General features: G+C 42.2%; 23 protein-coding genes and 1 other annotated feature. Of the genes, 2 read left to right on the top strand and 21 right to left on the bottom strand.

Going from position 1 to position 25,158, the window contains the following annotated elements; genetic code table 11:
* Positions 1–16: 16 nt before the first annotated feature.
* The 11 genes from minD to AC3WTB_RS16390 all read right to left on the bottom strand — a co-directional run bounded on the left by minD (position 17) and on the right by AC3WTB_RS16390 (position 11,645).
* Positions 17–820, bottom strand: a complete 804-nt coding sequence (gene minD / locus AC3WTB_RS16440; RefSeq protein WP_017358134.1) for a septum site-determining protein MinD — start codon at positions 818–820, stop codon at positions 17–19.
* A 2-nt stretch (positions 821–822) separates the two neighbouring features.
* Positions 823–1,506 carry a septum site-determining protein MinC gene (gene minC / locus AC3WTB_RS16435; protein WP_039180377.1) on the bottom strand — a complete coding sequence of 228 codons (684 nt, stop codon included), beginning with the start codon at positions 1,504–1,506 and terminating at the stop codon, positions 823–825.
* Positions 1,507–1,560: 54 nt separating this feature from the next.
* A complete protein-coding gene (mreD, locus tag AC3WTB_RS16430; RefSeq protein WP_039180381.1) occupies positions 1,561–2,079 on the bottom strand; it encodes a rod shape-determining protein MreD in 519 nt (172 codons plus the stop codon).
* Positions 2,076–2,975: a rod shape-determining protein MreC gene (gene mreC / locus AC3WTB_RS16425; RefSeq protein WP_492333975.1), complete on the bottom strand. Its 900-nt coding sequence runs from the start codon at positions 2,973–2,975 to the stop codon at positions 2,076–2,078. The genes mreD and mreC overlap by 4 nt, the downstream gene beginning before the upstream one ends.
* Before the next feature lie 27 nt (positions 2,976–3,002).
* Positions 3,003–4,022: a rod shape-determining protein gene (locus tag AC3WTB_RS16420; protein ID WP_007501538.1), complete on the bottom strand. Its 1,020-nt coding sequence runs from the start codon at positions 4,020–4,022 to the stop codon at positions 3,003–3,005.
* Between the two features lie 89 nt (positions 4,023–4,111).
* Positions 4,112–4,786, bottom strand: a complete 675-nt coding sequence (gene radC / locus AC3WTB_RS16415) for a RadC family protein (RefSeq protein WP_029706175.1) — start codon at positions 4,784–4,786, stop codon at positions 4,112–4,114.
* A 47-nt stretch (positions 4,787–4,833) separates the two neighbouring features.
* Entirely contained in the window at positions 4,834–5,403 is a 570-nt protein-coding gene (locus tag AC3WTB_RS16410; RefSeq protein WP_047203336.1) for a Maf family protein, read from the bottom strand.
* 177 nt (positions 5,404–5,580) lie between these two features.
* Positions 5,581–6,597, bottom strand: coding sequence for an SPOR domain-containing protein (locus AC3WTB_RS16405; RefSeq protein ID WP_039183241.1), 1,017 nt, complete (start codon positions 6,595–6,597; stop codon positions 5,581–5,583).
* A gap of 156 nt (positions 6,598–6,753) precedes the next feature.
* Positions 6,754–7,485 carry a prepilin peptidase gene (locus tag AC3WTB_RS16400; RefSeq protein ID WP_492333974.1) on the bottom strand — a complete coding sequence of 244 codons (732 nt, stop codon included), beginning with the start codon at positions 7,483–7,485 and terminating at the stop codon, positions 6,754–6,756.
* A 147-nt stretch (positions 7,486–7,632) separates the two neighbouring features.
* Positions 7,633–8,937 carry a bifunctional folylpolyglutamate synthase/dihydrofolate synthase gene (locus tag AC3WTB_RS16395; protein ID WP_492333973.1) on the bottom strand — a complete coding sequence of 435 codons (1,305 nt, stop codon included), beginning with the start codon at positions 8,935–8,937 and terminating at the stop codon, positions 7,633–7,635.
* A 65-nt stretch (positions 8,938–9,002) separates the two neighbouring features.
* On the bottom strand, positions 9,003–11,645 hold the full coding sequence (locus tag AC3WTB_RS16390) for a valine--tRNA ligase (protein ID WP_492333972.1): 2,643 nt from the start codon (positions 11,643–11,645) through the stop codon (positions 9,003–9,005).
* Between the two features lie 59 nt (positions 11,646–11,704).
* Positions 11,705–11,934 (bottom strand) — a binding site (T-box leader).
* Positions 11,935–12,102: 168 nt separating this feature from the next.
* Between AC3WTB_RS16390 and AC3WTB_RS16385 the strand changes: the two genes are divergently transcribed.
* The gene (locus AC3WTB_RS16385; protein WP_003216497.1) at positions 12,103–12,291 is read left to right on the top strand and encodes a YszA family small membrane protein; all 189 of its coding nucleotides are present in this window, start codon (positions 12,103–12,105) and stop codon (positions 12,289–12,291) included.
* Positions 12,292–12,344: 53 nt separating this feature from the next.
* On the opposite strand, the gene ysxE is transcribed toward AC3WTB_RS16385, so the two are convergent.
* From ysxE to hemA, 8 genes are all read right to left on the bottom strand, one after another.
* Positions 12,345–13,376: a spore coat protein YsxE gene (gene ysxE, locus AC3WTB_RS16380; RefSeq protein WP_492333971.1), complete on the bottom strand. Its 1,032-nt coding sequence runs from the start codon at positions 13,374–13,376 to the stop codon at positions 12,345–12,347.
* Positions 13,377–13,413: 37 nt separating this feature from the next.
* Positions 13,414–14,718 carry a LysM peptidoglycan-binding domain-containing protein gene (locus AC3WTB_RS16375; RefSeq protein ID WP_492333970.1) on the bottom strand — a complete coding sequence of 435 codons (1,305 nt, stop codon included), beginning with the start codon at positions 14,716–14,718 and terminating at the stop codon, positions 13,414–13,416.
* A gap of 332 nt (positions 14,719–15,050) precedes the next feature.
* The gene (gene hemL, locus AC3WTB_RS16370; RefSeq protein WP_039180405.1) at positions 15,051–16,343 is read right to left on the bottom strand and encodes a glutamate-1-semialdehyde 2,1-aminomutase; all 1,293 of its coding nucleotides are present in this window, start codon (positions 16,341–16,343) and stop codon (positions 15,051–15,053) included.
* Positions 16,344–16,370: 27 nt separating this feature from the next.
* Positions 16,371–17,339, bottom strand: a complete 969-nt coding sequence (gene hemB / locus AC3WTB_RS16365; RefSeq protein ID WP_029706177.1) for a porphobilinogen synthase — start codon at positions 17,337–17,339, stop codon at positions 16,371–16,373.
* Positions 17,339–18,130: a uroporphyrinogen-III synthase gene (locus AC3WTB_RS16360; protein WP_268474210.1), complete on the bottom strand. Its 792-nt coding sequence runs from the start codon at positions 18,128–18,130 to the stop codon at positions 17,339–17,341. Before AC3WTB_RS16360 ends, hemB begins: the two co-directional genes overlap by 1 nt.
* Positions 18,127–19,062 carry a hydroxymethylbilane synthase gene (gene hemC / locus AC3WTB_RS16355; protein WP_492333999.1) on the bottom strand — a complete coding sequence of 312 codons (936 nt, stop codon included), beginning with the start codon at positions 19,060–19,062 and terminating at the stop codon, positions 18,127–18,129. The genes AC3WTB_RS16360 and hemC overlap by 4 nt, the downstream gene beginning before the upstream one ends.
* 34 nt (positions 19,063–19,096) lie before the next feature.
* On the bottom strand, positions 19,097–19,927 hold the full coding sequence (locus AC3WTB_RS16350; protein ID WP_039180413.1) for a cytochrome c biogenesis protein: 831 nt from the start codon (positions 19,925–19,927) through the stop codon (positions 19,097–19,099).
* A gap of 7 nt (positions 19,928–19,934) precedes the next feature.
* Positions 19,935–21,302, bottom strand: coding sequence for a glutamyl-tRNA reductase (gene hemA / locus AC3WTB_RS16345; protein ID WP_039180415.1), 1,368 nt, complete (start codon positions 21,300–21,302; stop codon positions 19,935–19,937).
* A gap of 242 nt (positions 21,303–21,544) precedes the next feature.
* Between hemA and AC3WTB_RS16340 the strand changes: the two genes are divergently transcribed.
* The gene (locus tag AC3WTB_RS16340) at positions 21,545–22,030 is read left to right on the top strand and encodes a hypothetical protein (RefSeq protein WP_034279808.1); all 486 of its coding nucleotides are present in this window, start codon (positions 21,545–21,547) and stop codon (positions 22,028–22,030) included.
* Positions 22,031–22,240: 210 nt separating this feature from the next.
* Here the strand turns inward: AC3WTB_RS16340 and yihA are convergent, their stop codons facing one another.
* Positions 22,241–22,828, bottom strand: coding sequence for a ribosome biogenesis GTP-binding protein YihA/YsxC (yihA, locus tag AC3WTB_RS16335; protein ID WP_024423177.1), 588 nt, complete (start codon positions 22,826–22,828; stop codon positions 22,241–22,243).
* Positions 22,825–25,149 (bottom strand): endopeptidase La, encoded by a 2,325-nt coding sequence (lon, locus tag AC3WTB_RS16330; RefSeq protein WP_039180421.1) that lies wholly within the window; start codon positions 25,147–25,149, stop codon positions 22,825–22,827. The genes yihA and lon overlap by 4 nt, the downstream gene beginning before the upstream one ends.
* Positions 25,150–25,158: the final 9 nt, after the last annotated feature.

Genomic DNA, 25,158 nt, shown 5'->3' with positions numbered 1-25,158 from the left:
AGGTTTTCTATCACGATTATGCTCTTACACCAAAAAATGCTTTCAGCTTTGCAAACATTCCCTTGTTTTCTTCTTCAAAGGATTGAAGCGGAACAGATTCGCCTAGTACGCGACGGGCAATATTGCGATAGGCAATCGATACTTTGTTTTTAGCATCCATAACAATCGGTTCACCATTGTTTGAAGCCTTAATCACATCATCATCATCTGCTACGATGCCAAGTAGATCAATCGACAAGTGATGTACCACTTCATCTACATCCATTGAATCGCCATTTTTCGCCATGTGTGTACGAATACGGTTGACAATCAAACGAGGCGGTTCGATATCTTCTTGTTCTAACAAACCGATGATTCGGTCCGCATCTCTCACAGCTGAGATTTCAGGTGTCGTCACGACAATGGCCTTGTCTGCACCGGATACAGCATTTTTAAAGCCTTGCTCAATTCCAGCAGGGCAGTCAATGACAACATAATCAAAGTCTTGTTTCAATGATTGAATTAATTCCTTGATCTGTTCCGGCTCCACAGCCGTTTTATCACTTGTTTGAGCAGCAGGTAAAAGATACAAAAGATCCTCGAAACGCTTATCCTTTACAAGCGCTTGGTGAATTTTGCATCTTCCTTCTACTACATCAACTAGATCATAAATAATGCGGTTTTCAAGCCCCATCACGACATCCAGATTCCGAAGGCCGATGTCCGTATCAACTAGACACACTTTTTTCCCTTGAATTGCTAGTGCTGTGCCTAAGTTTGCAGATGTTGTTGTTTTGCCAACGCCGCCTTTTCCTGAGGTAATCACAATAGCCTCGCCCAATTTCACATTCCTCCCTCAAGCCTTGTCAGATTAGGTCTTATATGAGCCAATTGCTGCAGGCGTTCAATGATCATATTGCCATCTATATCTAAATAAGCACATTCCATTTCATTTCCATCTTCTTTTTGGTCTGGTGCACGGTTAAAAACTTGTGCGATGCGAAGCTGTGTTGGAATCATATGTGATGCCGCAATAACAGCCTGCTTGTTGCCATTACATCCAGCATGCGCCACACCTTTTAATGCGCCAAGCACAAAAATATTTCCTCCTGCGCGAATCGTTCCGCCAGGATTGACATCTCCTATTAATAAAAGATCTCCTTCGACATATAGCACCTGTCCAGAGCGTACAATTTTTGCTACAGAAGTAATTTCAGCCTCTGCTTTTAATCGTCTCGCCTCTTCAGTTGACATGACATCACTTTCGATGGAGTGGATCACGAGATGTTCATTTTCAGACACCGCTTCAGTCAAACGCGTCTCCTGATCCTCCGTTAAATAACGAAAACCAAGCTTAATATGCACATTGACCTTATGTCCTTCTCTTCCATCTGTATATTGCTCAAGTAAAAGAACCTCTCGCAAGCCAGAAAGAAGATCATCAAACGAACAGTCATCATTTAACTGTAATGTTAATCCGTTTTTTGTACCTTTTATCGTCACATATTGCTGTTTTTGAGTTTTCAAGATGCTCACCTCAACAACATACTCATTTCGCCTTAATTGGACAAACTCCTGCTTTTATTCGTCGATCAGTCCTTGTTTCACATTGATGAAAAAGAGCCTAAGCGGCACAACAAGTATGAGAGACGCAGCAGTATTTAAAAGAATCGTAGGAATAAAGCGTTCGATGACATACGTATTAAACGGCATAATCCCTGGTTGAATTGTCGCTTGAACGCCGTATACATAAAACTCCATGACGGAAACAGCAATAATCGACAGAAAGACGACGACTAACATATTCGTTTGCAGAACTTTAAAGGCTTTTGCTAGCAAATAGCAAAGCGCCCCAAAGCCAAACATATGAACACCAAGTATGCCTGTATATGAAATATCATATAAAAGTCCAAAGATAAATCCGTAAATCACACCATATTTTTGATTCACAAAAGCAGTCATAAATACAAGTGCAAGTAAAATGAAATGAGGAGCTAAAATTTGATTCTCTGAAACAAATGGGAGCTTCACTAAATCGACAAAAATGCTGTCAAATACGAAGATAAACAACATGACGAAAGCAAGAAGGACACGTTTCACGAGCCTTCCTCCTTCGTCAATTCAGATGCATCTGCTGTACTTGTGCTGCGATTCACCACAATCACACGGTCTAAATTGTTGAGTTCAGCCGCTGGTTCTACGTAAATGATCTTTGTCAGGCCGTAATGGTCTGGCTCGATTTCACTCACCTTACCAATCGTCAAGCCTTGCGGGAATACGCCCCCTGCTCCAGATGTTTCAACAAGATCTCCTTTTTTGACATCCCCATCTGCATCGGATTTTAGAATATTCATAGTCAGCATTTTTTTCTTGCTGTCATAACCGTTAATGATTCCATTGAGTTCTTCTTTGCCCTTTTTCGCAAAAATTTTCGTTGAAATTCTATTATTTTGGTCAGTAGAGCTTAGCAACCTTACAGTTGAAGTAAAATTGTTGAGCTTATCACTTTCAATCTTCCCAATTAATGCGCCACTCTCATTTGTGACCGCCATATCTTTGTCAACGCCTTGTTTTTTCCCTTTATCAATCATCACAAAGCTATCCCAAAGAGATGGGTTTCTTGCGATAACAGTTGATAGAATTGGCGTGTAATCACGAACAGAGTTCACATAGCCAAGCTGTTTGCGAAGCTTTTTGTTCTCATCTTCTAGTTCTTGAAGTTTCGCCTCATATTGGGTTTGTCCATCAAGTTTTTTTCGAAGACGCTCGTTTTCATTATATGTGTTCTTTAAATCTTGTACGTTCCCATAAATACCGGCAATAAATTGTGATGGTTTATGAAAGACACCTTGAAAAAAGCCTGTCGTATCCCCCACTAATTTTTCCGGCCATGAAGCACCTCTGCCGCTTTTCACTGAAAAACCAATCATGGCCACCAGTACGATGACACAGACAAGGAGCAACATTAATCTTTTATTCATAAAAAACTGCGGCATGTCTTACACCTCTTTAATTACGCCCGATTATCGATTATCTTTTGATTTTCCTTTGAACAAATGAATATGTTCTAGTGCTTTCCCTGTTCCGATCGCCACACAGTCAAGCGGATCTTCAGCAATAATGACTGGCATTTTCGTTTCATCGCTAATGACTTTGTCAAGATTACGTAGTAATGCACCGCCTCCTGTTAAAACAATTCCGCGGTCCATAATATCTGCTGCCAGCTCAGGCGGGGTTTTTTCAAGAGTCATTTTTACTGCATCGACAATTGTTTCCACCGTATCGCGAAGCGCTTTTGCAATCTCTTCTGCCGTAATAGAGATTGTTTTTGGCAGACCAGTTAAAAGGTCACGTCCGCGAATGTCCATCTCATCATGTACATCAGGCTGCGCAGAACCGATTTCCATTTTAATCGCTTCTGACGTACGATCACCGATCATCAGGTTATACGTTTTACGGATGTAGCTGCTGATCGCATCATCCATTTCATCACCTGCAACACGGATTGATTGTGATGTCACAATGCCGCCAAGAGAAATAATCGCTACTTCTGTTGTACCGCCGCCAATATCCACAACCATACTTCCTGTTGGCTCCCATACAGGCAGGTTAGCACCGATTGCCGCAGCAAATGGTTCTTCAATCGGGTATGCGTCACGTGCACCAGCTTGTCTTGTTGCATCAATAACTGCACGCTCTTCTACAGCTGTAATGCCAGATGGCACACATACCATGACGTAAGGTTTACGAGCAAAAAGCCCTTTGCCTTTTAATGCTTGATTAATGTAATATTTCATCATTGTTGCTGTCGTCTCGTAATCTGCAATGACTCCGTCTTTCATTGGGCGTAGTGCCACTACATTACCAGGTGTACGGCCAATCATATTTCTAGCATCATTTCCAACCGCCACTATAGACTTCGTATCAGTTTCCAAAGCTACGACCGAAGGTTCTCTCACAACAATGCCTTTTCCTTTAATAAAAACAAGCGTATTCGCTGTTCCAAGATCTATTCCAAGGTCTTTTGTACCAATTCCAAACATATGTATGTATCTTCCTTTCTTAAACCAAAATTCCCTTAGGGAAAAACTCATAAACTCTATTATATCGTAAAACATTGAAAAAAAAAGTGTTACAAATACCCTTTTTCCTTCAAACTCACAAATTTTTGATCACCTATGACAAGATGATCAAGCAGCTGTATTCCAATCAGCTTTCCACATTCAAATAGTCTCTGTGTGACTTCAATATCTTCCCTGCTGGGCGTCGGATCTCCAGATGGATGGTTGTGCACACAAATAAATGAAGCAGCGGACCGTTTAAAGGCCTCTTTGAAAATTTCACGCGGGTGAACGATGGATGAGTTCAGACTTCCAATAAACACGGTATGTTTATGAAGAACTTGATTTTTTGTGTTGAGATAAAGACAAACGAAATTTTCCTGTTGTAAAAACCTCATATCTTCCATCACAAAGTTTGCCCCATCCTCTGGTGTGCGGATCACATAGCGGTTGTCCGTCGTTTGATGGTGTAATCTAGTGCCGAGTTCTAAAGCAGCTAAAAGAGAGACCGCCTTCGCCTTTCCAACTCCTCGAATCTTCGACATTTCTTCAATTGAGGCTTCTCTTATAGTGCGAAGACCGCCAAATGTTTGCAGAAGTCTTGCGGAAATTTGAAGAACTGATTCCTTTTTTGTGCCTGTCCTTAAAAGAATCGCAACAAGTTCATGGTTTGACAGACTGCCGGGACCATATTTGATCAATCGTTCTCTCGGCTTTTCATCTTGAGGAAAATGCTTTAGCAACATAGGGAAATCGTTCATGATGCCCACTCCTTTTAGATTCCTTCCTGTCATCAAAAAGGGGTGATTCCAAATGTTTCGAGCACTCTAACTGTTTTGGCAATAGGGAGACCTACAACGGAAAAATAATCACCGTCTATTTTTTGAACAAACAGTGCGCCTTTCCCTTGAATACCATAGCTTCCCGCTTTATCAAGCGGTTCTCCCGTTTCGATATAGCGGTCTATTTCATTTTGCGTAAGTGTCCAAAACGTCACTTCTGTCTGTTCATAAAATGTTTCTTTTCTATTCTCTGACTGAATCGTGACACCCGTCAAGACTTGATGTGTCTTTCCTGACAATAATTGAAGCATTGAGGCCGCTTCTTCCTTGTCTTTTGGTTTCCCAAGACATTTGCCGTCAATTGCAACAATCGTATCTGCACCAATAATCACAGCTTCGGGATATAATCTTTGAATATCACTTGCTTTTTGTTCTGCCAACCATTGGACGTTCTCTGCAGGAGAAAAGTTTCGATTTATTTCTTCTTTTAATTGACTTGCTTGAATGTCATAAGAAAACCCTGCTAGATCAAGCAATTCTTTTCTTCTAGGGGATTGAGATGCGAGAATCAATCGGTTCATGTTTGTTCATCCTTTCAGGGTTTAGCCTAAGAAGTAAGATACCCATTCATCCTATCAAATGTACATCTTACCGACAATTTACGAAAATTCATTTTTCATGTTCCTTCATCATTATGTTGGATGAAAAAGAAAAAAACTAGTCATTTTTTGACTAGTTTGGTTTCTTAAAATATGATTTTACGTATTTAATTGATCAAGCAGTGCCTGCTGAGATTTCCACCCGTTTTCAGCAGTAGGTTCATTTAACAGCTGCACCGCTTTCAGCAAACTGCTTTTAGCTGGTGCGTCCGTTGTTTTGGCACTTTCAAGCTCAGAGATCAGCTGCGTAACGTCCTTTTGATCCACATCATCTCCTGCAATGACCTTAGAGGATAATACAGATGCCTTTTCTATTAAACTAGTCAGCTCATCCGGTACTTGAAATGAGAGCTCCTTGCCTCCCCATGCCTCAAAGTGCTGATCAATCAACTTCTTCCCAACAGCACTTGTCATGCCCTGTTCTGTCGCAAGCCCAGCAATGACATAATAGCCATCATCCATTGAGATCTTTTTCCCCGCATACCCTGCTTCTTTTAAACTGCCAACTAATTCATCTGCTCCTTTTTCAGAGGAAAACTTTCCAGCCTGTACGACATAGGTTGAAAAATGGCCAGAGGCGCTTTTTTCATCTTTATTCTCTTTTGATTCATCAGCAGTATCTGCTGGCGGCGCATCCCCGCCCGCTTTCATTGATGATTGATTTCCGGACGCTGAAACGCTGATATCTCCCCCTGATGGATTCTGAGTACCATCTTGACTTAAGCTAAGTGCAAACACACCAAGGCCTGTCCCTAGAACCACTGCAAACACAATCGTTGTCATCACTCTCTTAAACGGGCCGCGGTTTTTACCGAACTTCTGATCAAAGGAGCCTTTTTTCTTTTGATAAGGTGTGACGACCTTTGGATCAGAATGATAAATATGATCAGCTGCGTCATCCCACTGGAAGTCTTCTTCTTTCGGTTTAGCCGGTTCTTCCTCAGATGCGGCTGTCTCCTGTTCTGACTGCCTTTTTTCCTCCCAATTCGAAAACGTCACTTGATCATCCTCTTGCTGTTTTGGCGGCTGGTGGTCATCTTCATGAAGCATTTCTTCTTTGCCATTAATATTGACTTTTAAGCCTTGTTTTTTTGCCTGCCTTTTTTTCACTGTCATTCCCCGCTTTCTGACATTGTTTGTAAGAAAGACCTTTTTGTCCAATGAATCAGCGCGAATGTACCCGTCCTTCTTTCTGTTTCACACTTTAACATAGCGAAAAAAAAAAAGAACAAGACTTTTGTCGGCAGGGAAAAAAAGTGTTCGCCAATTTTTTCAACCGGTCGACCCTGCGAACGGGAGCATGACATGAGCTCCATAGAGATACAGCCAAAAAGAAAAAGAGATCGCAGGAACAAAGGGAAATGGTTCATCTAATTGAAATGAAAAAACCTTCGCATAGGCAATTCCAGCGATACATGAGAGGAAAAGAATGAGAAGGAATGGCTTGAAGCCAAAGCAAAACGCAAGCACACCGAACAGCTTCATATCAGCTCCGCCCATGCTATTTGGCTTGAAACGTTCTAAACAATAAAACATGAGAAAGCAAAAAAGAAGCGAAGCCGCTCCTTCCCACCAAATAAAAAGTGGTTCAAGCGTGCGGTATATGACGAAAAGAGGGAAAAAGAAGAGAAACAGCTCGTTTGGCACCCTCATATAAAGGAGATCACTCACGACAGCAATCACAAATAAACTACAAAGAATCACAAGAAAAAGACCTTCAAACGAAATACCAGCGATTCTATACATGAGCAAAAAAAGACTGCCTGACAGCAGTTCAACCAGTGGATATAGCAAAGACAGCCGAGTGCCACAATGCTTACAAGTTCCCCTCAATAACGCATACGAAACGAGCGGGATCATCTCGTGCAGGGAAAGCGGCTGTTTACACACTGTGCAGTGAGAACGAGGAAGAAGAATAGATCGCTTAAGCGGCAGCCTTTCACCAACTAGATGAAAGAACGACCCCATGGTGATGCCTGCAAGAAACACAAAAATGCCTATCATATATCGTGACCCCTTCCGAGAATAAGATAGACCGGATTTTATCACGATCGTATTCATTGAGCATATAGCGAAAATATGATTTTACTTTCCATCTGTATATCAAAAGAAAAAAACACAAATGGCATTAAAGCCATTTGCGTTTTTGTGTTACCCGATCATACGATTTCGTATATCTGAAATAAAATAAAGAGAGCCTGTCACAATGATCACCGCTGAAGGATCATCACTTTTTTTCTGAATGAACTCAAGCACTGTACGAGGGTCATCATCATAAGACTTTGCGTCTAACTGACTGCATACATAAAGCTTTTCAGCTGATTCGGCTCTTGGAAAATCAAATGAAACAAAATGGATGGAAGAACTGACAGCTTCAAGCTTTTGAATCATTTGCTTGTACGGCTTATCTTTTAAAGCACTAAAACATATATGCACCTGTTTACTAGAAAAATGAGCTTGTACAGTTTCAATTAAACGGTCGATCCCTTCTTCATTATGAGCGCCGTCTAAATACACTGGAGGATGATCTTTGACTTTTTCAAATCTCCCAGCCCAAACTGCCTGCCGAATGCCCTCATATATTTGCTCTTCTGTCACGCTAATATAGCCTTCTTGCTCCAGCCATTCAATGAGTAAAACAGCAAGGGAAGCATTTTGCCTTTGATGCGTTCCGATTAATCCTGTTTCAAGCTGCGGATACTGCTTTTTTGATGTGCGTAACGTGAAACGTTCACCTGTTTCTGTTGGCTGCTGCTCATCAAAGCTACAAGTATCGTGTAAGGAAATACATTCGGCATTCTTTTCTTTTGCTGTGTTATGAATGACAGCAAGAGCTTCAGGCTGATGAACTGCCGTGATCATTTGAATACCCTCTTTAATAATGCCCGCTTTTTCAGCTGCAATCTGTTCAAGTGTGTCACCTAAAATGGCCATATGATCATGACCAATTGACGTAATCGCTGTTAAAATAGGCACAGCAATATTTGTAGAATCAAGCCTTCCGCCAAGCCCTGTTTCCAAGAGGACAAAGTCTACTTGGTGCACATGAGCAAAATAAGCAAATGCACATGCTGTAATGATTTCAAATTCTGTCGCTGCGCCAAGCTCTGTTTGATCTAATTCATCAACAAAAGGCTTGATTTGATTCACCAAACTCAACCATTCTTCATCTTCTATAGGCACTCCATTCACGCTGATTCTTTCATTGAACGTTAGTATAAACGGAGAGGTGAAAGTTCCGACCGAATAGCCGGCTGCCTGCAACACAGAACGCGTAAACGCAATGGTTGATCCTTTACCATTTGTACCTGCAACATGTACTGTTTTTATACTTTGTTCCGGATTTCCTAGTCTGTTCATCAGCCATTTCATTCGTTCAAGACCCGGTTTTACGCCAAAGGCCAGTCTGCTGTGAATCCAATCAATAGCTTCATGATAGGTTGTAAACAATGTCATCTCTCATTTCATACGAAATTTTCAAAAAAGACGACTCCCTTTCATTAGGAGCCGTCTTTTCAACCTTATGCTTTCAGCTCTTCAATACGCTTTTGAACAGCTTCGCGTTTTGCGACATAATCACGTTCTTTCGCACGCTCTTCTTCTACGACACTTTCAGGCGCTTTTTTCATAAAGCCTTCGTTGCCAAGCTTTTTCTGTACTCGTTCCACTTCTTTTGTCAGCTTATCAAGCTCTTTTTGCAGACGAGCAATTTCTTCATCTAAGTTGATTAAGCCTTCAAGCGGCAGAATGAGTTCTGCTCCAGAAATAACAGCCGTCATCGCTTTATCACTAGCTGGGATATACGTGCCAATTTCTAGAACACTTGGGTTCGTGAAGCGCTCAATATATGAACGGTTTTTCTCTAAGCGTTCCTGCACATCAGATGTAGAGGCTTTAATGTAAAGCTCTACTTGTTTGCTCATTGGTGTGTTCACTTCACTGCGAATGTTACGAACAGAGCGGATGAGTTCCACAAGTAGCTTCATATCAGCAGAAGCTTGTTCGTTGGAAAGCTCCGGCTTCACTTCAGGCCATGCTGCAACAGTAATGGACTCACCTTCATGCGGTAGATGCTGCCAGATTTCTTCTGTTAAGAACGGCATAAACGGATGTAGAAGTCTCATCGTTTGATCTAATACATACGCAAGGATCGAACGAGTCGTTTTCTTCGCTGCTTCGTCTTCTCCATAAAGCGGAAGTTTCGCCATTTCAATGTACCAATCACAGAAATCATCCCAAATGAAGTTGTATAAGTGTCTGCCCACTTCACCGAATTCATACTTGTCAGCAAGCTGTGTGACACTTTCAATTGTTTCATTTAAGCGTGTTAAAATCCATTGGTCAGCAACTGATTTTTCTCCTGTTAAATCAAGCTCATCATACGTTAAACCATCCATATTCATTAAAGCAAAGCGGGATGCGTTCCAAATTTTGTTCGCAAAGTTCCAAGTGGATTCAACCTTTTCAAAGCTAAAACGAAGATCCTGGCCTGGTGAGCTTCCAGTCGCTAAGAAATATCTTAATGAATCCGCACCGTATTTGTCGATGACCTCCATTGGATCAATTCCGTTGCCGAGCGACTTACTCATTTTACGCCCTTGTTCGTCGCGGATAAGCCCATGAATGAGGACATCTTTGAACGGTTTTTCTCCTGTGAATTCAAGACCTTGGAAGATCATGCGGGATACCCAGAAGAAAATGATGTCATAGCCAGTTACAAGCAGATTGGTTGGATAGTAGCGCTTGAAGTCTTCACTGTCTGCATCCGGCCAGCCCATTGTAGAAAACGGCCAAAGCGCTGAACTAAACCATGTATCAAGTACATCGTTATCCTGTTCCCAGTTCTCAATATCTTTTGGTGCTTCAAGTCCAACGTATACTTCTTTCGTTTCTTTATGATACCAAGCCGGAATACGGTGTCCCCACCATAGCTGACGAGAAATACACCAGTCACGGATATTTTCCATCCAATGTAAATATGTCTTTTCAAATCGGTCTGGAACAAATTGAACTTGGTCGTCACCTTTTTGCAGATGAATGGCTTCGTCTGCCAGCGGCTGCATTTTCACAAACCATTGTGTTGATAAATACGGTTCAACGACAGCTCCACTTCGCTCACTATGACCAACTGAATGCATGTGGTCCTCAATTTTGAACAAAATGCCTTCTTCTTGTAAATCCTTCACAAGCTGTTTGCGGCATTCGAAGCGGTCCATTCCTTTATATTGCAGAGCATTCGCATTCATTGTGCCATCTTCATTCATGACAAGAATACGCTCTAGCCCGTGGCGGTTTCCAAGCTCAAAGTCATTCGGGTCATGAGCAGGTGTAATTTTCACAGCACCTGAACCAAACTCCATATCAACATAGTCATCACCGACGATTGGAATCTCACGGCCTGTAATTGGTAAAACCACTGTTTTTCCAATCAAATGCTGATAGCGTTCATCATCAGGATGTACGGCTACGGCTGTATCTCCCAGCATTGTTTCAGGTCTTGTTGTCGCAATTTCAATTGAACCCGTGCCATCTGAAAGCGGATATCTCAAGTGATAAAACGCACCTTGAACATCCTTATAAATCACTTCAATATCAGAAAGTGCCGTTTTCGTTGCTGGATCCCAGTTAATGATGTACTCTCCGCGATAAATAAGCCCTTTTTCGTACAATTGAACAAACACTTGGCGAACGGCTTTATTCAGACCTTCATCTAAAGTAAAACGTTCACGGGAGTAATCGAGACCAAGACCCATTTTCGCCCACTGGCTGCGAATAAAATCTGCATATTCTTCTTTCCACTTCCACGTTTCTTCCACAAATTTCTCTCGGCCAAGGTCATATCGGCTTACGCCTTCTTCGCGAAGCTTTGCCTCGACTTTTGCCTGAGTCGCAATACCGGCATGGTCCATACCTGGAAGCCAAAGAACGTCATAGCCCTGCATCCGTTTCATACGTGTCACGATGTCTTGGAGTGTAGAATCCCATGCATGCCCAAGGTGCAGTTTTCCTGTCACGTTTGGTGGAGGAATGACGACTGTATATGGATCTTTCGTTTTGTCATTTTGTGCTTCGAAGAATTTTCCTTCAAGCCAGTACGTATAGCGGTCTTTTTCAATCGCATTAGGATCGTACTTTGTTGGCATTTCTTGATTATTTGTTCCCATTTGTGTAACCTCCACATTTTTTCGGCTGATGAAACATAAAAAAAGCCTTTCCATCCTTATAAAAGGACGAAAAAGCTTTTTCGCGGTACCACCTTTTTTCACGAGACACATACACGTGTCCCATACACTCTAAAGGATAACGGGGTTCTCCCGAATTTCTCTACTTGTTCATTCAAGAAATTAAGCTCACAGGCGACCTTCCAAACAAGTACATCCTAGGAAACCTCTCAGCTCTTGGCTTCCCTCTCTTTAGGGTCTTGCTCGTACTCTTCCTGATCCACGCTTACGATATATCACGTTCATCAGCACATACTCATCTTTTATTAATATTACTAAATGCCTTTTGTTTTCGTCAATCATCTTTTCCGCTTTTCTTCTTCTTTATACAAATTGGGCAGGCACCCTTCGCCCTTTTGCCCATATGATAATAACAAAATGAAGAAGGAGGGCGTTTGATTTGAAGAAGATCAATCCTTACACACTCCCCCCCTGGCTGAGACAAATTCGGGCAGTTGCCTCCCAAGTCGTTCTCCCAATTGCTATATTTCAAGGATTTCGTACGATCATTTTCCCTACAACATTTGACGTCCTCATTCTAGGTATTCTTATTTTTCTCGCCTGTGCCTTTCATCTTGATTGGTTTTAAAAAAACTCATGCTTATGTACCTGCCCATATAAAGCCAACGCAACATAACCTCGTCATTCCGCTGATGACGAGGCACTTTGTTCTTCTTCAAGCCGTCTAGCCTGCTCAATCTCATGAATCTTCATGACGGTCGGCTCAGAATTTTTCATCTGCCAATACGCTCTTAACAACTGCTGACAGCTTTCCATTTCATCCTGTCCGCCTGCTTCATAAGCTTTTACTGTATCAAAGAGCACTTGCGGATAAGCAAGGTAGCTTAGGAACAAATGCAGTTCTTCCTCCCGAAAAGGGTTTCCTTTTTGATACGTATAAAACAAAGAAGTGCATTCAGGACAAGACGTGGGATAGGTTTTGAATGTCCGAAAGTAATAGGTCAGAAGATCATAGATGGGGGCGGCTTTTTTAGACCGCTCGAAATTGGTGAAATGTCCTGTTCCTACATCATTATACAAAAAATGATGGATCGATAGCTGTCCATGATTTAGCACAACACGCGTTGTCTCTTTGTCTTTCATTTCTTCATGCCAATCTTCTAATCGTTCAAGCGCAAATTCGCTGGCAGACATCGCCTCTGAAAAATACATAGCAGCGGCCAGCTCAAATGGCGACATATACCATGTTTGTTCTGCCCGCTCTATGAATCGTTCATACATGTCTTTCTCTGTTTCCCATTTGGTCTTGATTTGGGTGTAATGCGCTTCTATCTCTTGCTCTGTGATATCCATCATGACTTCAGTCCGCTTATGAAGTCTTGCAATCTCCTGAAATAAATATTCGTGCTTATCGTCCTGCTCTTCTCTCTTTTCATTCGTCAGCCACGGCATCAGATAGTATGCATACTGGCTTTCCCGATGACTTGAGAAAAAGGAACCGCTCTTCGTCCGATAAATCGGCACAAAGGAGCGATATCCCTTTGATTCTAGTTCAAGCATTTGTTCAGTAAATTGCATATGCCGGTTGGCTTTTACTCGCTTCAAGGCAAATACACCCTGCTTTGTATATACCTTGATGACAACAGGACTGACAGGTTCAATATATTCAGCCTCAAGTCCGTATTCGTATAAGACAGATTGGATTTCATCCACGTCCACTCACCACATTTTCTCGGTCAGTCATCGCTTGCTATGCATTGCTTTTTTGATATTCAGGAATATAAAGAATCTGCCCTTCCTCAAGCTCCGCATCAATCGATAATGAGTTTGTGCGAAGAAGCTGCTGCACATTCAATTGATATCTCTCACAAATACGATCGACCGTATCTTCTTGCTGAACTATACATATTTTCATGCGAGAAAAATCTTCCTCCTCCTGCTTAGCGAACAGCTTTGTTAAATAAAGAGAGTTCTCACTGCCAGACGTTTCTCTCACGTCTTCTTCAAGCTCCTCTTCTTCTTGAGCTGACTCATATATTTTAGGTGCTTCCCGTTCATATAACCGCCCGAGCTGATATTCGTCATCCTGCTCCTCTTGCTCAGGTTCCACTTGATAAGCAGGTGCTTCAAATGCCGGATACGACTGTACCGTTTCTTCCTGCTCTTCTGCAGCTTCCGGATCTTTTCTCACTTCCACTTCAAAGTACGTATCATCCCGCTCCTCTTCTTCTAAAAGCTTAGGCGGTTCAAAAAATGGCGGTTCCTGCACCTGAGCTTCAGGGATGGATCGATAGCCAAGCGCCACAGCTTCTTCTTGATTACTCGGCTGTTCCGGCTCTTCTTGTTCTTCAGGTTCCTCGGGTTCTTCGAGCACTTCCTCTACTTCCCTGTTCATCAGTTCTATCTCAATTTCTTCTTCCTCTTCTTCTTGATCTTCCTGTTCTTCTTGCTCAGCACGTGTGTCATGTTGGAAAACAGACTGCTTCTCATCATCCTCATGTTCTTCGCCTTGCAACTCTTTTTGTTCTTCTTGTTCCGGCTGCAACTGATAATCGTAAGCCATATCGCCATAATCCTCTTCAGGACGATGGACAAATTCATACGGCTCCTCTACAGGCGCTTGAGGCGTTTCCTCGTCTAACAAGCCCTCGATGGCTAAATCAGCCTGAATGGTAAGCAAACGATTCTCTGTCAGCTGGTAATCAAACGCATCAATAAACACAAACACATCATTTAAATGACTAATTTTGTTCTTCGGAATGGTGATATCGACTGGAAATTGATGCAGAAGCTCCGCCGTTCCGTCTTCTCTTACCTTTACCTCATCTGCTTCCCTGTATGTTGGAAAGGAACTCAATTCACCCAATAGCTCCTCTTGATTTATGTTGTATTCTCCTGTTAGCTCGAGTGAACCTCTAATGGAAACATAATCATTCACTTCTTGAACGAGAATGTCAGGGTCGAGAGAAATTGACAGCAGCTCACTGACTTCCTGTCCGCTTTTGAAATAAATGGATTCTTCTACCGAAAACTGTAATCGATTGTTTTGAGACAAGTCGGTGTCCTCCTTTCATCTAATCCTTAAAAAATAAAATTAGATGTCAATACAGTTGTATGTGGCAGGAAGTGAAAATATGATTGGTTTTCTCCAACGCAAAAAGCCGATATGTCTCCATATCGGCTCAGCGTGTAGACAAACCCTCGCATTCGTTGTCAGTCCTGCGCTCCGGTGCTCACGAATGTCAAATTCGCTCCGCTCCGCTGCTCGTCTTTCCTAGACTGCAAAGGTTTTCTATCACGCTGAAAAAAGACAAAGGGCTAAAATAAAGATCATTTTAGCCTTTGTCAACAATCTGAAGCCGATATGTCTCCATATCAGCTTTTGTTTTATCGACGTAGTTTTTGAAAAACCTTTTCCACTGTCTCAATTGTATATTCGATGTCTTCATCTGTATGAGCTGTTGACAGGAATAGTCCTTCAAATTGAGATGGCGGGAGGAAAATGCCGTGATCGGCCATTTCCTTGTAAAATTCAGCGAATAAAGCGAGATCAGCTGTTTTCGCTTTGTCATAATTGATCACTTCTTCATTTGTAAAGAAGAATCCAATCATGGAGCCCGCACGGTTAAACGTTAATGGAATTCCGTATGCTTTCGCTGCTTTTGAAATGCCTTCTTCTAAACGATCACCTTTTCGCTTAAACTCTTCATAAGACTCAGGTGTGAGCTGTTTTAGAGTTTCTAAGCCTGCTGTCATCGCAAGAGGGTTACCTGATAACGTTCCTGCTTGATAAATTGGACCACTTGGCGCAATTTGTCTCATAATATCCGCTCTTCCGCCATAAGCACCGACTGGAAGACCGCCTCCAATGACTTTACCAAGACACGTCAGATCAGGTGTGATGCCAAAATAGCCTTGCGCGCAGTGATAATCCACACGGAAGCCTGTCATGACCTCATCAAAAATGAGTAATGATCCGTATTGCTCCGTAATGTCTCTCAGTCCTTGCAAGAAACCTTCTTGCGGAGGGACAACCCCCATATTTCCTGCGACCGGCTCTACAATGACACCAGCGATATCGTCGCCAAATTCTTGAAAAGCAACTTGAATGCTTTCTAAATCATTGTACGGCACTGTGATCGTGTTGCTTGCAGTCCCTTCAGGAACACCAGGACTATCAGGCAGTCCAAGCGTTGCCACTCCAGAACCCGCTTTAATGAGCAAAGAATCACCGTGGCCATGATAGCAGCCTTCAAATTTCACAATTTTATTTCTGCCTGTAAAACCGCGAGCTAGACGAAGTGCACTCATCGTCGCCTCTGTCCCAGAGCTGACCATACGAATGACTTCGATGGAAGGAACACGCTCTGATACAAGTTTAGCTAATTCATTTTCAACTAACGTAGAAGCACCGAAGCTTGTCCCATTTTCCGCTACTCGCTGAATGCTTTCAACGACACGATCATTCGTATGTCCTAAAATCAGCGGTCCCCATGATAAGACATAATCGATGTATTCATTTCCATCAATATCATAGATCTTGGCACCTTTGCCTCGTTCCATAAAAATCGGGTCTGTGTTGACTGATTTAAATGCACGCACAGGGCTGTTGACACCACCAGGCATTAAATGCTGTGCTTCTTCAAATGCTTGTTTTGATTTTTCATAGCTACGTCCCATTTCAATGTCCTCCTGTCTATCCGTTCATTATTCTGAGAGCCATTTTGCTGCATCTTTTGCATGATACGTAATGATGAGTTCTGCTCCTGCACGTTTCATGCTTGTCAGCATTTCTAGAACAAGCTCTTTTTCAGAAATCCAGCCATTTTGAGCAGCGGCTTTTACCATTGCATACTCTCCGCTCACATTGTAAGCAACAACAGGGAGTGTAAATTCATTTTTCACATCACGCATAATGTCTAAGTAAGAAAGAGATGGTTTGACAATCAAGAAGTCAGCTCCCTCTTCTACATCAGATTGCGCTTCTCTTAGAGCCTCTAAACGGTTTGCAGGGTCCATTTGATATGTTTTACGATCTCCAAACTGCGGTGTACTATGTGCTGCATCACGGAACGGACCGTAAAAAGCACTTGCATATTTCACGGCATAAGACATGACTGGTACATGAATAAAGCCTGCTTCATCAAGTGCCTCACGAATGGCAACAACAAATCCGTCCATCATATTTGAAGGCGCGATGATATCTGCACCTGCACGCGCTTGGCTGACAGCCGTTTTCGCTAGTAGCTGAAGAGATTCATCATTTAAAATTTCTCCATCTTCAACAATTCCGCAATGTCCGTGATCTGTATATTGGCATAAGCAAGTGTCTGCAATGACCACGAGCTCTGGGAAATGCTTTTTGATCTCAAGCGTTGCTCTTTGAACAATGCCGTGATCGTGATACGCCTCACTGCCTACATGATCTTTATGATCTGGCACACCAAATACAATGATCGATTTGATGCCAAGATCAACAAGCTCTTGGACTTCTTCTTTCACAAGATCTACAGAAATATGATACACACCTGGCATTGAAGATACTTCTTTTCGGACATTTTCTCCCTCTACAAAAAAGATCGGATAAATGAAATCAGATGGTCTTAAAAAGGTTTCTCTGACTAATTCTCTCATTCCTGCGCTTGTCCGCAATCTGCGGTGTCTGTTAAATTTCATCAATGGTTCAACTTCCTTTCAGATAAACGGCACATCAAATCAAGCATTCCGTCTATCGTATAAGTATCTGGGGTTTCAGAAGAAATCCCGTATTGAAGCAGTGCCTCTTTTGTCAGAGGACCGATCGTCACAAAACAGGTGTCAGATGCTGCCAGCATCGCTGCATCTGCTTCCATTACATGCATAAAAGAATGAACAGTGGATGAGCTCGTAAATGTAATAAAATCAAATGATTGCTTCGTCATTGCCGATTTAAGAGCAGCAATTCCTTCCTCATCCTTGACTGTTTCATATAAAATCCATTCTTTTACCTCAATGCCGAGCGCAACAAGGGTCTCTTTCACCACATCTCGTGACAGATGCCCTTTTGCTACAAACACACGCTCTCCCGGGCGTACATGGTCAAGTAATGCATCCGCCAGCTCTTCCGCTATAAATCGTTCTGGCACAACATCCACCTTCAAGCCGTGCTGCTCAAGATAGGCAGAGGTTTTCTCTCCTACAGCAGCTACTTTCAAATGGGATAAGGTCTTATGGAAATGATGGTCTTTTATGTAGTTCAGAAAAAAAGACGCACCATTCACACTCGTGAAAACAAGCCATTGGCTATTTTCTAAGTCCTTTAAAAAGTCCTGCGCTTTTTCTTTTGTGAGCGTAGGCTCAAACCGAATAAGAGAGGTTAAAACCGCATGGCCGTTCAGCGCTTCAATCTTTTGCTGAAACACGCCCGCTTGACGTTCATTTCGAGTGACAAGCACCGTCTGTCCGTGAAGCGATTTGCCTATGCTCATTGAGACAGATCCTTTTTCACCTTGTCGATTAAATCCTTTGCTCCCTTATCAGCCATCTGCTTCGCACACGCTGTTCCAATTGCTTCAGGGTCAGTGCCTGTGACGGTTTCTCGAATAATTGTGTGCCCATCAGCAGATGCAACAAGACCTGTTAGTTCAATTTCATTATGCTCATTCATCGTTGCATAGCCGGCGATCGGCACCTGACAGCTTCCATCCATTTGTTTGAGGAAGGCTCTTTCTGCGAGGACCGTTTTCTTCGTATATTCATTCGTGAATTGGGCGAGAAGCTGCAACAGCTCTTCATCATCCCCGCGGCACTCAATCGACAGCGCGCCTTGTCCAACGGCTGGAAGGCACGTCTCAGGAGATAAAAATTCCGATACAACCTCTTTGCTCCATCCCATTCTAGACAGGCCGGCAGCAGCTAGAATAATGGCATCATACTCTTCATTTTTCAGTTTTTCCAATCTCGTATCAATGTTTCCTCGAATCCATTTAATCTCAAGATCCGGTCTTTCCTGAAGAAGCTGTGCGCTGCGCCGTAAGCTGCTCGTTCCCACAATTGCACCCTTAGGCAGTTCGCTGAGACTCAGATGATCCTTCGAAATAAGTGCATCCCGCACATCTTCACGCTCAGGAATACAGCCAATCACTAAACCTTCCGGAAGAGCAGCCGGCATATCCTTCATGCTGTGCACCGCCATATCGATATCATGATTCAACATCGCCTGCTCAATCTCTTTAACAAACAGTCCTTTTCCGCCAACCTTAGATAAGGTCACATCTAAAATTTGATCACCCTTTGTTACAATTTCTTTTATTTCAAAAGAATAAGAAGGGTTTAGTTCAGACAGCTTTTGAATGACCCATTTTGTTTGTGTAATTGCCAGCTTACTTCGTCTAGAACCTACTTTAATTGTACGCAATATGTCTTCCTCCCGACAATGCCTTTAAGACTCATCATTATTGAAACCAATGAAAGGTTGATAAGCTACCAAGCAGAAAATAATTGATCATCAGCACAAGGAATGAAGCGACATTCCAAAATGCCACGATTTTGCCCTGCATATTTCTTACCAATCTGATATATAAGTAAAAGCCATATAAAAACAGCATAATAAACGAACCAAGCACCTTTGCATCTGTCCAGTACAACGTATCATACGAAATATATGCCCAAATGATGCCAAGAATTAAACTAAGCAAAAGCATTGGCACACCAATAATGTTTAATACGTATGCCATATGATCCAGCTTTGATAAGTCTTCAATTCTCAAAAGCCATTTTCCCCATTTTTTCTTTTTCAGCAAACGATATTGAAAGAGATAAAGCAGTGAAAACGCAAATGAAAGTGAAAAGGCACCGTAGGATAAAATCGCCATCGTAATATGAATCACGAGCAGTTCACTCGTCAGCTTCCCCGTTAGTTCTGCTGAATGGAGGTCAGATGGTGTAAAGGTGTGAATCGCCATCATGGAAAAACCGATCACATTTGTAAAAAAGACAATAAATTCAACGCGCAATATTTTTGTGAGCACAAGTGAAAGTGTCACAAGCACCCACGTATAAAAATATAACCCCTCTGCTACATTCAACACAGGGAATCGGTCTGTTTCCATCATAATATAGAACATGTAGACTGTTTGCAGCAGCCAGACAATAGAAAGCAACCAGAAAGCCATTTTTCCAGCCTTCCGGTTGTGTTGAAGAAAATCTATGAAATAGAACAAGACACTTAGTGCATAGATTAAGATCGTTGCTTCATTGAGTCTCGCTACAATGGATTCCATCATCGCTTAATCACTCACTGGCAACTGTAGCAAAGCCTTGTGCCATATTTGGTTTGAACAGCTGAAATGCCCCTTGCTCCACCTGTACAGGTTCGACCTTTTGCTCTTCATCTTCAACCTGTAAATCAAAGATTTCTTTAAAGAGTAAAAGTTTCTCCTCTGCATTTGGCTCCGCGGCAATTTCTTTTGCCTTTAAGATAGGATCTTTCAGCATTTGGTTGATGATGCTTTTCGTATGTTTATTTAACAGCTTCATTTCACGGTTTGTGAGGTTTGGAAGCTTCCGCTCAATACTCTGCATCGTATCGGCTTGAATTGTGAGTGCCTTTTCTCTAAGTGCAGAAATGACTGGAACAACACCTAACGTATTCAGCCATTGCTTAAATTCTACAATTTCTGCTTCAATCAGGAGCTCAACCTGCTCAGCCACTGCACGGCGCTCTTTTAAGTTGGCAGCCACGATGCCTTCAAGGTCATCAATGTCATACAAAAAAGCACCTTCTACTTCAGAAATGGCTGGATCTAAATCACGGGGTACAGCAATATCTACCATAAATAGAGGTCTGCCCTTCCGCTTTTTATTCGCACTTTCGACCATTTCTTTTGTAATGACAAATTGTTTCGCACCCGTTGAGCTGATTAAAATATCCGCTTCGGATAATGTTTTTTCTAATTGGTTTAAGCTCTTAGGCTCTCCTGAAAAACGACCGGCCAATTCCTTTGCCTTCTCAAACGTTCGATTGATAACCGTTACTTGGCCAATTCCTTGCCCTTGGAGGTTTTGAGCCGCCAGTTCGCCCATTTTGCCCGCGCCAAGAATCAGGACATGCTTATCAGAAAGACGTCCAAAGATTTTTTTAGCAAGCTCAACCGCTGCATAGCTGACAGACACCGCATTAGACGCAATATCCGTTTCCGCATGAGAGCGTTTTGCAACAGTGACCGCCTGTTTAAATAAATAATTGAAAACGGTACCAATGGTCTTCTCCTCTTGAGCTACTTTAAAGCTGGATCGCACCTGACCGAGTATTTGCGTTTCACCAATGACCATGGAATCAAGTCCACAGGCTACACGGAATAAATGCTCAACCGCTCCATCGTTTTCATAGAACTTCAAATACGGAGAGACATCTTCTTTTTCTAAACCGAACCAATCGGCTAAAAATCTTTTTATATAAAACCGTCCAGTATGAAGCTGATCTACTACTGCGTAGATCTCTGTTCGATTACATGTTGAGATGACGATATTCTCTAGAATGCTTTTTTCTTCTTTAAGCTTGGACATCGCTGTTCCGAGCTCACTCGGTTCAAAGCTCAGCTGTTCCCGTATCTCAACAGGGGCTGTTTTATAATCTAAACCCACAACAAGAATATGCATAACTTCAGCTTGCACCCCCAACGCCCTGTCTAATTTATAATAATTACAATATAGAATTTATTATTTATAATGATTATAACATATATTCATTTTTAACTGGATAAAAATTGTGAACAGATTTCAAAAATGTTGTGATATAGTAGAAAAATGTTCGACACCGTTTATGCCATATCATCACTTCAAGCAATTTACCAGATTTGGCGCGTGCGGACAAATGATCTGCTTAAAAGAAGGTGACATCTTTGAAGAAGAAATCCATTTTGCTGCCGCTTACTTTACTGGCTGTAGCGCTATATGCCATTCTCTCAGGAGGTCAATTTGACATTTGGAAGGATCAAGAGAAATGGTATACACTTGTACTGCTTTTTGGCCTCGCTTTTTTATATCAAGGAAAGAAGGAGCAAGAAAGCGCTCATGTGTTTATCGGTATGCTCATGACAGGCCTTTCGCTACACTTTATTCTTCAGCCTAAATTGGACCACTGGCCAGACACATTTACGATGATTGTATTCATCGTAGGACTTGCACTCTTTGTGAAATCATCTCAGAAAAAAGAATATCGTATTGAAAGTGTTGTGCTGATCGCACTCGGTCTGTTCCTTTATTTCTTTCAGCAAATTACAAAACAGCTAAGTTCCCTTTCGATTCCTACTTCCGGCTTTGAATTGTACTGGCCTTATGTACTGATTGCTGTCAGTCTCCTCTTATTATTTTTAAAAAGGAAATAACTTATACAATAAAAAAGCATCTGCTCATCGCAGATGCCTTCAGCGAGAAGACAAACCCTCGCATTCGGTGTCAGTCCTGCGTGCTGGTGCTCACGAATATCAAATTCGCTCCGCGCCAGTACTCGTCCTTTCTAGACTTCAAGGGTTTTCATCTCACGCTGAAAAGAAAACTAATGTAAAAAAGCATCTGCTCATCGCAGATGCTTTTTTTTAGCCGTTTACTTTCGCAAGGATCGCATTCCAGGCTTCATCTTTTCCCTTTTTTGTTTCAGAAGAGAATAAGATGAGTTCATCTGATGGGTCAATGTCGAGCGTCTGTTTGACGACTTTCGCATGTTTTTCCCATTTGCCTTTTGGAATTTTATCCGCTTTTGTAGCGATGACGATCACGGGAACTCCGTAATATTTAAGGAATTCATACATGTTCACATCATCTACTGATGGCTTATGACGCAGGTCCACAATTTGGACAACTGCTTTTAATTCTTCACGCATTGTAATATACGTTTCGATCATTCTACCCCAGGCTTCGCGCTCTGTTTTTGATACTTTGGCAAAGCCGTAGCCCGGAACGTCCACAAAATGGAGCATATCATTAATAATGTAGAAATTAAGCGTCTGTGTCTTACCTGGTTTAGAAGACGTACGCGCTAAATTTTTACGATTAATCAATGAGTTGATGAACGAGGACTTTCCAACATTTGATCGTCCAGCAAGCGCGATTTCAGGCAGTCCACCGCTCGGGTACTGCTCTGGTTTCACCGCACTAATGACGATATCTGATTTTGTTACTTTCATCTTCCCTCTCCTACCAACGCTTTCTCAAGCACCTCATCTAAATGTGAGACCGGAATAAAGGTTAGTCCTTCTCTCACACTTTCAGGAATATCATCAATATCCTTCTCATTGTCCTTTGGAAGAATAATGGTTTTCAATCCTGCACGATGTGCGCCTAATGCTTTTTCTTTTAGTCCGCCAATTGGAAGCACTCTTCCTCTTAACGTTATCTCTCCTGTCATACCAACCTCTTTTGATACAGGACGTCCTGTGAGTGCTGATACAAGAGCCGTCGCAATGGTGATACCAGCTGATGGCCCGTCCTTTGGAACCGCACCCTCTGGAACATGGATATGAATATCGTGCTTTTCATTAAAATTAGGATCAATGTTCAGTTCATCTGCTTTGGAACGAATATAACTGAATGCCGCCTGTGCAGATTCTCTCATGACATCACCAAGCTTACCTGTTAACAAGAGCTTGCCTTTACCAGGCGAGAGTGATACCTCAATTGATAAGGTGTCTCCGCCAACTGTCGTATATGCAAGTCCTGTAACAACCCCCACTTGGTCTGTCGTTTCAGCCTGACCATAACGGTAAAGTCTTTTTCCAAGGAATTCAGATAAGTTCTTTTCCGTCACTGTGATGCGTTTTCGGTCTTCAGCCACAATCGCTCTTGCCGCTTTTCGGCAAATGGCCGCAAGCTGACGCTCTAACCCGCGGACTCCTGCTTCTCTTGTGTAATAGCGAATCATATCATAAATCGCTGCTTCACGAAGCTGCAAGTTCCCTTTCTTTAATCCGTGCTCCTTTAGCTGCTTCGGCAGAAGATGATCTTTCACAATCTCTGCTTTTTCAACCTCTGTATACCCTGCAATCGTGATAATCTCCATTCTATCACGAAGTGGGCCCGGAATGGTTGCTAAATTGTTGGCAGTGGCAATAAATAAAACTTGAGATAAATCAAATGTCTCTTCAATATAGTGATCGCTAAAGTTGTGATTTTGCTCTGGATCCAGCACTTCAAGCATCGCAGAAGACGGATCACCTCTAAAATCAGAGGACATCTTATCAATTTCATCTAAAAGAAACACCGGATTCATTGTGCCTGCCTTGCTCATTCCGCGAATGATGCGGCCTGGCATCGCGCCTACATACGTTCTTCTATGTCCACGAATCTCAGATTCATCACGCACACCGCCAAGAGAGATACGGATAAACTTTCGATCAAGTGATTTAGCAATCGATTTGGCAAGTGACGTTTTCCCTACCCCAGGAGGTCCTGCTAAGCAAAGAATCGGTCCTTTTAATGAATTCGTCAGCTTCTGTACAGCAAGGTATTCAAGCACACGTTCTTTGACTTTTTCCAACCCATGATGCTCATCATCTAAAATTTCACTTGCAAGCTTTAAATCTAGACGATCTTCTGTATAGATGCCCCATGGAAGATTGATCAGCCAATCAATATAATTTCGAATGACAGAGCTCTCCGCAGAGCTTGAAGGAATTTTTTCATAACGGTTCAATTCTTTTAGCGCCGTTTCACGAACAGAATCCGGCATGCTGGACTCTTCGATTTTAGACATTAATGAACTGACTTCGCCCGTTTTTCCTTCTTTGTCACCTAGCTCCTTTTGAATGGCTTTCATTTGTTCACGCAAATAATATTCTTTTTGCGTTCGTTCCATTGAACGTTTAACACGCTGACCAATTTTCTTTTCAATCTCCAGCACTTCTTTTTCATTGTGGATTAAGCTGATGACACGATTCAGACGTTTTTTAACATCCACTGTTTCCAGTACTTCTTGTTTGTCCTTTAATTTAAGCGGCAGGTGAGAAGCGACGATATCTGCCATTCTCCCCGGTTCCTCAATATCCGTCACCGTTGCATATGTTTCAGCTGAGATTTTTTTTGAAATTTTTATGTACTGATCAAAGTGATCTAACAAAGTGCGCATGAGTGCTTCTGCTTCTGCGTCCTTTAAATCTTCTTCTGCCAACTCTTTAATATCGACGGACGTATAGTCCTCAAGCTCCACATATGATTCGATCTGCGCTCGATTTAAGCCCTCTACGAGTACACGAATCGTTCCATTCGGCAGCTTCAGCATTTGTTTGATTTTTGTGTAGGTGCCGACTTTGAAAATTTCCTCTTCACCTGGTTCATCTATTGAAATTTCCCGCTGTGTTGCTAGAAAAATCATATGATCGTTCATCATCGCCTGTTCTAATGCTTGAACAGACTTCTCGCGTCCAACGTCCAAATGCAAGACCATTGTTGGATAAACAAGCAAGCCTCGCAATGGGAGGAGCGGAACATTCTTTTTGATTTCATCTGCCATGTTGATTGA

Source organism: Bacillus sp. EB106-04-04-XG123, from assembly GCF_058791855.1.
This window is presented reverse-complemented; position numbering and strand designations above follow the sequence as displayed.

Coding starts and splice junctions, on each gene's coding strand:
- mreC (WP_492333975.1), bottom strand. CDS start 2,975: ATGCCGCAGTTTTTTATGAATAAAAGATTAATGTTGCTCCTTGTCTGT.
- AC3WTB_RS16420 (WP_007501538.1), bottom strand. CDS start 4,022: ATGTTTGGAATTGGTACAAAAGACCTTGGAATAGATCTTGGAACAGCG.
- radC (WP_029706175.1), bottom strand. CDS start 4,786: ATGTTGCTAAAGCATTTTCCTCAAGATGAAAAGCCGAGAGAACGATTG.
- AC3WTB_RS16410 (WP_047203336.1), bottom strand. CDS start 5,403: ATGAACCGATTGATTCTCGCATCTCAATCCCCTAGAAGAAAAGAATTG.
- AC3WTB_RS16405 (WP_039183241.1), bottom strand. CDS start 6,597: ATGACAGTGAAAAAAAGGCAGGCAAAAAAACAAGGCTTAAAAGTCAAT.
- AC3WTB_RS16400 (WP_492333974.1), bottom strand. CDS start 7,485: ATGATAGGCATTTTTGTGTTTCTTGCAGGCATCACCATGGGGTCGTTC.
- AC3WTB_RS16395 (WP_492333973.1), bottom strand. CDS start 8,937: ATGACATTGTTTACAACCTATCATGAAGCTATTGATTGGATTCACAGC.
- AC3WTB_RS16390 (WP_492333972.1), bottom strand. CDS start 11,645: ATGGGAACAAATAATCAAGAAATGCCAACAAAGTACGATCCTAATGCG.
- hemL (WP_039180405.1), bottom strand. CDS start 16,343: ATGGGACGTAGCTATGAAAAATCAAAACAAGCATTTGAAGAAGCACAG.
- hemB (WP_029706177.1), bottom strand. CDS start 17,339: ATGAAATTTAACAGACACCGCAGATTGCGGACAAGCGCAGGAATGAGA.
- AC3WTB_RS16360 (WP_268474210.1), bottom strand. CDS start 18,130: ATGAGCATAGGCAAATCGCTTCACGGACAGACGGTGCTTGTCACTCGA.
- AC3WTB_RS16350 (WP_039180413.1), bottom strand. CDS start 19,927: ATGATGGAATCCATTGTAGCGAGACTCAATGAAGCAACGATCTTAATC.
- hemA (WP_039180415.1), bottom strand. CDS start 21,302: ATGCATATTCTTGTTGTGGGTTTAGATTATAAAACAGCCCCTGTTGAG.
- yihA (WP_024423177.1), bottom strand. CDS start 22,828: ATGAAAGTAACAAAATCAGATATCGTCATTAGTGCGGTGAAACCAGAG.
- lon (WP_039180421.1), bottom strand. CDS start 25,149: ATGGCAGATGAAATCAAAAAGAATGTTCCGCTCCTCCCATTGCGAGGC.